Source organism: Caballeronia sp. AZ10_KS36 (assembly GCF_023631105.1).
GTDB lineage: Bacteria > Pseudomonadota > Gammaproteobacteria > Burkholderiales > Burkholderiaceae > Caballeronia.
This window is the reverse complement of sequence record NZ_JALQDQ010000003.1, coordinates 115,159-123,922: the sequence shown is the minus strand read 5'-3', so window position 1 is coordinate 123,922 and position 8,764 is coordinate 115,159. Positions and strand designations below refer to the sequence as shown.

The window sequence follows — 8,764 nt, the reverse complement described above, 5'->3', positions numbered from 1 at the left end:
TCGCTGGTGGACTACGACTACACGCAGTCCGTCGTGAAGCTCACCGCGCAGCGCACGCAGCACAGCGAGAGCACGCAAGACAACGCCGAAGAGTACGCCTGGGGCGACTACGCGCAACCGCTCGCGACGCCGCTCGGTGTCTCGGGCCGCCCCAACGACGCCAACTTCGAAGCCGAGCATCTGGCGCAGGTCAAAGTCGAGGCCCATCGCGCGCAAAGTCGGCTCGCGAGCGGCTCCGGCAACCTTCGCGGCCTAATGACCGGCTACAAGTTCCGGCTCGAAGGTTATCCGCTCACGCCCGGCGATGGCGAGTATCTGGTCGTCTCAACGGAACTGGAGATCGTCAACAACGATACGGTCACCCATCGCGGCGCGCTCGAGCGCCGCTATCAGTGCGAGACGCACTTCACGGCCGTGCCCGCCGACACCTTCTATCGCACGCCGCAGACGGCGGTCAAGCCGCGCGCCTATGGCGAGATGGCGGTGGTGGTTGGCTTCGACGATCAGGACAAGCTCCTCACCGACCCGTATGGGCGCGTGAAGGTGCATTTCGTCTGGGACCGCGTGAGTCCGCTCAATGACACGGCGAGTTGCTGGCTGCAAGTGGCCTCGCCCTGGCAAGGACCCGGCTACGGCGCGTTGTGGACGCCGCGCGTGGGGCAGATGGTGCAGATCGGCTATTTCGACAGCGATCCGGACCGGCCCTTCGTGATGGCGGCGCACAGTACGGAGAACCATCAACTGCCGTGGGAGTTGCCGCGCAATAGCGTGCTCTCGGGCTGGCGCAGCCGCGACTTGAACGGGCAGTCGGCCAACAGCGTGCTCACCGACGATACGCCGGGCAAGCTTCAGGTTCAGGTGGCGAGCGATCACGCGCAGTCGCGGCTGGTGCTCGGGTCCAATACGCGCATCGACGGGCATAAGGGGCGCAGCGAGGCGCGCGGCGTTGGGTTCGAACTGGCCACCGAGGCGCATGGTGTGCTGAGGGCCAACGCAGGTCTCTTGATGACGACCGAGGCGCGCATCGGTGCGACATCGCCCGTCAAGGACATGGGCGAGACCGTGGCGCGGCTGACGCAGGCGCGCGGGCAGCATGAGGAGTTGGGGCGGCTTGCGCAGCAGCATCTGGCGCAAACCGCCGCGATGAGCCAGGCCGACGCGGCGCAAGCCATCAAGACGCAGAACGAGGCGATTAAGGGTGGCGCGAAGGCGCACGACAATCCGTCGCCCGAGATGACGCGACCCGACGTCGTGCTCGCGAGCAGCGCGGGAATCGCGACCACTGCGGCTGAAAGCACACATCAGGCGAGCGGTGAAAATCATGCGATCACCGCTGGGCGGGACATGAGTGTGTCGCTTGGGCGCTCGTTGTTCGCGTCCGTGCGTGGAGCGATTTCGATGTTTGCTTATCAGCTTGGGCTCAAGCTTATTGCGGCGAAAGGCAAGGTCGAGATTCAGGCGCAAAGCGATCAGTTGGCGCTCGCGGCGCTTAAGGACGTCACGATTAGCAGCACGGACGGGAAAGTCGTGATTACCGCGTCGAAAGAGGTGTGGATCGGCGCGGGGGGATCGTATGTCCAGATCAACGGTAGCGGGATCGTCAATGGGTCACCTGGACCGATCTTGGAGAAAGGGGCGTCGTGGGACGTGCCGGGGCCGTCCCTGAAGTTTGCGCGCACGCCGACTTTTGCAACGCATCCAATCGAGTTTGACTGTGGAGAAACCGGCACCTTCGATACAAGCTCTACCCTTTCTTCAACCTTCCTCCTGCCAGCGCCACCCGAAGCTTCGGCTTCTACGGCCAATCCCGAACCGGCTAGCACGAAGATAGATCTGCCTCGGTCGGCGGAGGCTGGCAAAATTGGAACCTGTACGTGGAACATGTCAGGCGTCGTAGAGACCGTGAGTCCCAAAGCAGGCTGCGCAGACTATCTCGCAGTCGACAAAGCTGGCAATCCGTATCCAAGCCAGCAGTCGCAGTTGCACGCCAACTATGCATCGTTCGGTGGAACCTTCGATCTGGCCTATGACCAAGCGAGTAAGTCTATAACGGCAACTGTTCGCGTGCTCGTCGAACCGAAACAGGTGAGACAAACCGAGCCGGACGGGACGACGAAAATCGTAAGTTACGATCATGATCTCGACGCATACGGAGCGCCCGGACGAACCGTGGAGGATCGACCTGCGGCGGCAGTGTCTGCTTTTCTTCGGTCTGAAAAAGCGAAGATCGAGCGCGATCTAAACCAGAATGGATACTTTCTAACGAAAGCCGACTGCGAGAAGGGTGCCGGATGCGGTTGCAAAATACCTGTATCGTTTTGCGTCGAGTTGTTGACCGCCGATTCAAATAAGATTGCGCACACTACGGTAAATTTGCACCCGGCTTCCGTCCGCGCAAACTCTGGAAATTGGAGCGAAGTAGTCAACTATGTAGACCCTCAGACGAAGGTGGAGAAGCCATGGCCAACTGTGCATCACGTTCTAAGTCACGAAGTAGGCCATCTATTCAGCTTTCCAGACGAGTACTACTGGGGCGGCGGTGCCGTACATAGGACGTATGTCAAAGCGGATTCGACTATCGATCTTCCGCTTGCCAAGAACAATCCGGATAAGAATGTTTGGCAGGGAACCACCGCCGATAGTCTTATGGGCGGTGGCGTGTATGACTCAGTTGCCATGACGCCCCCATACTATCTCGTACATATCTGTGACTGGTTCAAATCCAAGAACGGAATAACGTGGAAGGCCGTTAAGTCAAAGGAGCCCTAATGAATAAATCGTTCACCTACTTTCTCTTGCTCATACTGATGTGGGGGTCGAACTCGATCATGGCGCATGATAAATCTTTCTCGATAGTAACCAATGGCTCCGCTTCGTCGGAAGCAATCTCTGAAGCAAAAATAACTGGTGAACGGTTCGAATTGGTAATGCGGGGTGATACCAGAGATGCGAACATGCCGGGCATAGGCGTCTTTCGTGGTTATCTGGATCCGTCAGACGACGGTCTACTGAGTGAGCTTAGCGACGTTGATATGAGCCACGGGCCAGTGCCGTTTTTCCGTGTTGAGAAGTTGCTGCAGAGAATGTATGAAAAGGGAGAAAAAGTCGAGAAACTAGACGTTTCAGTCAATGTTACCGCTGAAAGAAACGCCTTGATGATCTCTCTAGCCTTCAGAAACTCTGGAGAAAGTTCTATAAGCTTCCCAAGCCCTGCGAGTTGGAAAGGATCTTTCAACCCGATCATGCAGCATTCCTGGATATTAGTGACGGGTGTAGCGGCAGACAAAGCCGCTAGTGGAGAACATGACCATACATTCACCACACCTTGGTTCGGCGGAGCGGAACTAGTAAATCGAAGCGACTTTGGCAACGACATCGTCGAGTTGTTACCCGGACAAATCAAAGAGGCGCGGTTCCTCGTTGAACCGAGTAACGCTTTTGAGAAAGGTCGTTACAAGATTGGAGTCTCCATTTGTATCGAACAAATATTCCCGCCCAGTAAGTTGGCGGGCGGTCCGGTCGAGTTCATTAGCCAGAGGTCGGTCGTGGATTTCCCAGAGGCTAGTCCTGCCGGGGCCAATCGGCGCTAGTCCGCATATGAAAGCGTTCACATCTATCGACGTGCTGGAATCTCGGCTGGATATCGACCGACCTCCACCTAAGAGCGCAGCAGACAACGTTTCTGGAGGCAATACCTTGTGGAGTTAGGATCTATGACACTGGCAAAACGACTAGGCAGAAGTCGTTGGGTGAAAGCAATATTCGGAGGACTCCGAGCAGATGGAATACACGGTTGTCTTAGCGAAGGACAAGTTGTTGCAACCCGACGCGCTTTCGGTTCGTACGCAATCAAGCCTTCGCTGGACGGTTGCCTGTAACCATCTCCGACTCCTGCTTCTTGGCTACACGGCGGGAGGCTCTATCGACGAGTTGGAGCAGTTGCTACCGACAGTGATTGCCAACATCCGGACCTTTATCGACAACAAGATCTCCCCCCGCAGCGAGACCCCACCCCGTAACGAAGCGGACACTCTGGAAATCACCCAGCTCGACGCCTACGTGTACGTCTTCTGGCTGCTCGCTCTAAGCAAGCTAATGAAGCACGACGAGTTCATCCCGCAGATCATGAAGTGGGTCGACAAGACTGCGACGTTCAACCGTGGCCGCGACATCCTGTTCAAGAACGTGGTGCAGGCCCTGACTGGCAGCCACGTGCATTGCGAAAAGACACTCTTTCATCCGATCCCGTACAAGCCGCTGGGACGCGCCACCGATGTACCTCCCGATCAACGCGCCGCCTACGTTAAAGAGTTCGTCGAAAGCTGGTACAAGGGTATGAAACCGACGTACTGGCATGGCTCACACACAGGCGGTCTTTACTTCGGCTACTGGTGCCTAGAAGCCGCGCTGGTGACGGTGCTTTTCGACATCGACGACAGCAGCTATCGCGACGACATCGTCTATCCGAAGGATCTAGTCGACTGGTATCGCGCCCACAGCGACCCATCGGCCAAGGACGTGCCGCCTGTCGTCATGCTTCAGGCGAAACCCGGCGAGCCGTGTCCGCGCGGTGGCGAATGGAGCGCTCCGTTCCTGAAGAAAACGATCCGGATTGAAACCGGACAAACCATGCCGGGACCGGAGCTGGACAGTTCCGGCAACGCCGTAACCTGGTATCGCCGCAACGATTAGGAAAATACATGCCGATCAATTTAATCCGTCTCGACGACAAAACTGACCATGGCGGTGTCGTTATCACCGCATCGGAGACCATGCGCTATGACGGTCGCCGGGTCGCCCGCAAGGGCGATGAAGTGACCTGCCCACTGCATCCCGAGATAAAGCCGAACCTCATCGTCGAAGGCGACCCTTTCATCACCGACCACGGCGTACCGGTGGCGCGGCACGGCCATCATGCGATGTGTGGCTGTAGCCTGATATCTAGTCTGGTCTGAGTGCGGGAAGGTGATTCAGCCGTGACCCGCGCTTCCTCGCCCATGTTCGCCGTCTGGGCGGCAATTCAAACCGGAGCAGCATTCAATGGCTGAACGACTGCGGGTAGGTTGCTGTCTGCTTGCGATACTTTCCTTGTTCGCACGAGAAACGATGTCAGACGGAGCAGCGCACACTGTCTATATCAATGGCTCATTGAATACTGAGACCATATGCGAATTGAAGATAACCAACTCGTCGTTCAGGCTTCTGTTTCGAGGCGAAACGGAAGACTCGCACTTACCGGGAATCGGCGTGTTCACCGGATCAACACGCGAATTACAAGCCGATCAACTGAGGGAGCTACTGGGGAAGAAGGCCGCAAACGGACTTACTCCCTACCTATACGTTTCCCGATCATTCCAGAGTCTCTTCGATGTTAGCACGAAGGAAGCAAAACTTGATGTAACGACAACCTTGGTCCGATATCAAGGACAGCTGTTAGTCGACGTAGCCTTCTCCAATTCAGGCTCACTCCCGTTCGTCTTCCCGAGCCCGAACAGTTGGGAAGGAAGTTTCAATCCTATTCTAATGAACTCTTGGGTTTTCATTAGCGCTTATCGACTCGACAATCTAAACGGTGCGAATCCTAGGGCCAAGTTTTCCACGCTGTGGCTCGGTGCCGATCAGTTGTTGAATAAACAGGACTTCCCGGGAGATACAGTGCGAGTCGATCCCGGCCGAGTTCGTCACGCGAAGTTCCTCGCGTGGCCGACGAACGAGTTCTTGAGCGGCCGTTATGAGGTCAATTCGATGGTTTCAATTCGCGGCGTGGCTGCGCCAGAAGAGTTGAAGGGCTATGTTGAGTTCAGCGGTCAGGATAGCTACGCAGATTTCAACGAAGACTACCCGTACTCCCTGCAAGAGAAGCAGAAGTTCGACGTGCATCTCAAAGGGTCTCCCGCTGCGACAGCAAAACCGTGAGCGCATTACCCGTTGTTGGCACCTCCCACCTGGGCAGGATGGCTACGCCTGTTCAAGTCGATAGGTGTCTGGACGGTGCCACCGCCACCATCGAAGAGATGCCATGCTGGGCGGCGCCCATTTAAACAAACGAGGCGCCTTGTCGGCGCGACTGCACGGCGTTGCAGTCAGTTGCCCGCTTGGCAAACACACTCTCAGTTGCCAGTCGCGTTGGGCCCTCTAGAGCATCTCCAACCCCCTCTTTCTCGTGGGCGGCCTGAACTCCCCATTGATCTGCGCCAACTCCTCCGCCGACAACCGCAACTCCACCGCCGCGCGATTCTCCCGCACGTGTGCGACATCCGCGGCCTTCGGAATCGCGAATACATCCGGCTGTTGCAGCACCCACGCCAGCGCCACCTGAAACGCCGACACGCCGCGCGCCGCCGCGATCTTCTCGAGCACGCCACCGCGCGGCAGCCGCGCATGATCGACGGGGCTGTAGGCCATCGCGGGCAGCCGGCGTTCGCGAAGCCACGGCAGCAAGTCGAACTCCGGGCCGCGTCGCGCGACGTTATAGAGGATCTGATCCGTCGCGCAGGCATCACCGCCATCGAGCGAGAAAAGCTCCTCCATGTCGTCGGTGTCGAAATTGCTCACGCCCCAATGGCGAATCTTGCCGTCGCGCCGCAGCTTCTCGAAGCCCGCGACCACGCCCTGCAAGTCTTCGCCGCCGCGCCAGTGCAGCAAGTACAAATCGATGCGATCGGTTCTGAGCCGCTTCAAACTCCGCTCACACGCCGCCTGCACGCCGCGCTCGCTGCCGTTGTGCGGATACACCTTGCTCACGATGAACACGTCGTCGCGCACGTCCGACAGCGCCTCGGCGATGAGCTTCTCGCTCTCGCCGTCGCCGTACATCTCGGCGGTGTCGATGAGCGTCATCCCCAGTTCGACGCCCTCACGCAGCGCCGCAATCTCCGCCTTGCGCGCGTTCGGGCGCTCGCCCATTTCCCAGGTGCCCTGGCCGAGCTTCGCGATCGCTTCGCCGTCGGGCAGCGTGACGACGGGTATCGTATTCGCCATGAAATGCCTCCTTGTTCGCCCGCCGATTATGGCGCAAGGAGCACGCCCGAGCCGCTACACCAGCCGCTACACCAGCCGCTAAACCAGCCCAACCACGAGCGGCCCCAGCAGCGTCAACAGCACGTTGGCGAGCGCATACGTCACCGCGAAGGCGGCCGTCGGCACCGGGCTTTCCGCCTTGTCGAGCACGCCGCCGAACGCCGGGTTCGCGCTGCGTGAACCGGAGAGCGCGCCCGCGAACACCGCTGCGTTGTCGTAGCGCAGCACGTAGCGGCCGAAGAGCATCGTCAACAGAAGCGGAAACAGCGTGACGAAGACGCCGAGCAGGAAGATGGTGAGGCCGCTCTGCTTCACGGTGACGACGGCCTGCAAACCGGAGTTCAGCCCGACCACCGCGACGAACGCCGCGAGCCCGAAGTCCTTCAGCAACTGCGACGCGGCAGGCGGCATCACGCCGTACATCGGATGCTTGCCGCGCATCCAGCCGAAGACGAGGCCCGCGAGCAGGCAGCCGCCGCCCGAGCCGAGCGTGATCGGAATGCCGCCCACGCGCACGACGACGAGCCCGAGCAAAAGCCCGACCACGATGCCCACGCCCATATAAATGAAATCGGTCTTGTTGCTGTACGGCAGTTCGTAGCCGGCCGCGTCGACGGCGCGCTTCGTGTCCTGCGGCGAGCCGTAGAACGTGAGCACGTCGCCATGTTCGAGCCGCGTTTCCGGCAGCACCGGCAGCGGCATGCCGGCGCGCGAAATCGCCTGCAAATAGACGCCGTGGCGCATGTCGCGGTCGACCGTCGCGCGCACGGCGGCGATCGTCGTGTGATTCATGCCGCGCCGCGCGAACACGCCCTGGCGCTTTTGCATCACGATGCTGATGCCGTCGCTGTCCGCGACTTCCTCGCCGATGTGCGACGCCGCGCCGGCCATCGCCTCGCGCCGCCCGACGACGAGCACGATATCGCCCGCTTCGAGCATCACGTCCGGGCGCGGTTCCAGTGCGTGGCCCGCGCGCCGCACGCGCTCGACGGTGATCAGGTCCTGCTGCGCCATCTCGATCTGCGCGACCGTGCGTCCCGCCGCGCCTGCCGCCGTCACGCGATACGCGCGCCCGACGAGCGGCGGCAACGCGGAGACTTGCCCCGGCGCGGGACCGGCGTCGCCCGAGAGCGACTTCTCCGCCTCGATCGACGCGTCCTTCAGACTCTGCCCCATGAACTTCGGCAGGATGTTCACGCACACGATGATCGCGCCGAGCGAGCCGAACACGTACGTCACCGCATAGGCAATCGCGACGTCGCCCTGCAGCGCCTTCGTTTCGGCGGCGGGCAGGCCGAGCCGCGCGATGGCGTCGCCCGCCGTGCCGATGATCGCGGACTGCGTGAGCGCGCCGCCCGCCAGCCCCGCCGCGAGCCCTTTGTTGAGGCCGAACACCTTCGCACAGACGATCACCGTGACGAGCGCCGTCACCGCGAGAAAAACGGCCATCGCAATCTCGCGCAGCGTTCGCCGGTTCAGCGAGTTGAAGAACTGGGGCCCCGAGTCGTAGCCGACCGCATAGATGAACACGGCGAACATGACGGACTTCACGCCGTTGTCGATCTGCACGCCGACCTGGCTCACGACGACCGCGGCAATGAGCGAGCCGCCGACGCCGCCCAGCTGAAACTTGCCGAAGTTGAGCTGGCCGATCAGATAACCCGCCGCGAGCGACAGAAACAGCGCCGTTTCGGGCGACTTCGCGAAGATCGCGTGGAGCCAGTCCATTGAACCCCCGATGTGC

General features: G+C 60.0%; 7 protein-coding genes. 5 read left to right on the top strand and 2 right to left on the bottom strand.

Going from position 1 to position 8,764, the window contains the following annotated elements; all coding sequences use genetic code 11:
* The 5 genes from NCR35_RS04100 to NCR35_RS04080 form a co-directional block, all read left to right on the top strand.
* A partial coding sequence (locus NCR35_RS04100; RefSeq protein ID WP_250533225.1) for a type VI secretion system Vgr family protein occupies nt 1-2,769 on the top strand: 2,769 nt, incomplete at its 5' end.
* A complete protein-coding gene (locus NCR35_RS04095) occupies nt 2,769-3,590 on the top strand; it encodes a hypothetical protein (protein WP_250533223.1) in 822 nt (273 codons plus the stop codon). The genes NCR35_RS04100 and NCR35_RS04095, both read left to right, overlap by 1 nt.
* A gap of 190 nt (nt 3,591-3,780) precedes the next feature.
* On the top strand, nt 3,781-4,692 hold the full coding sequence (locus NCR35_RS04090; RefSeq protein ID WP_250533222.1) for a PoNe immunity protein domain-containing protein: 912 nt from the start codon (nt 3,781-3,783) through the stop codon (nt 4,690-4,692).
* Nucleotides 4,693-4,700: 8 nt separating this feature from the next.
* Nucleotides 4,701-4,955 carry a PAAR domain-containing protein gene (locus NCR35_RS04085; protein WP_250533219.1) on the top strand — a complete coding sequence of 85 codons (255 nt, stop codon included), beginning with the start codon at nt 4,701-4,703 and terminating at the stop codon, nt 4,953-4,955.
* An 85-nt stretch (nt 4,956-5,040) separates the two neighbouring features.
* Nucleotides 5,041-5,916 carry a hypothetical protein gene (locus tag NCR35_RS04080; RefSeq protein ID WP_250533218.1) on the top strand — a complete coding sequence of 292 codons (876 nt, stop codon included), beginning with the start codon at nt 5,041-5,043 and terminating at the stop codon, nt 5,914-5,916.
* A gap of 219 nt (nt 5,917-6,135) precedes the next feature.
* Here the strand turns inward: NCR35_RS04080 and NCR35_RS04075 are convergent, their stop codons facing one another.
* On the bottom strand, nt 6,136-6,981 hold the full coding sequence (locus NCR35_RS04075) for an aldo/keto reductase (protein WP_250533217.1): 846 nt from the start codon (nt 6,979-6,981) through the stop codon (nt 6,136-6,138).
* Between the two features lie 78 nt (nt 6,982-7,059).
* The gene (aspT, locus tag NCR35_RS04070) at nt 7,060-8,748 is read right to left on the bottom strand and encodes an aspartate-alanine antiporter (protein ID WP_250533216.1); all 1,689 of its coding nucleotides are present in this window, start codon (nt 8,746-8,748) and stop codon (nt 7,060-7,062) included.
* Between the last annotated feature and the right edge of the window lie 16 nt (nt 8,749-8,764).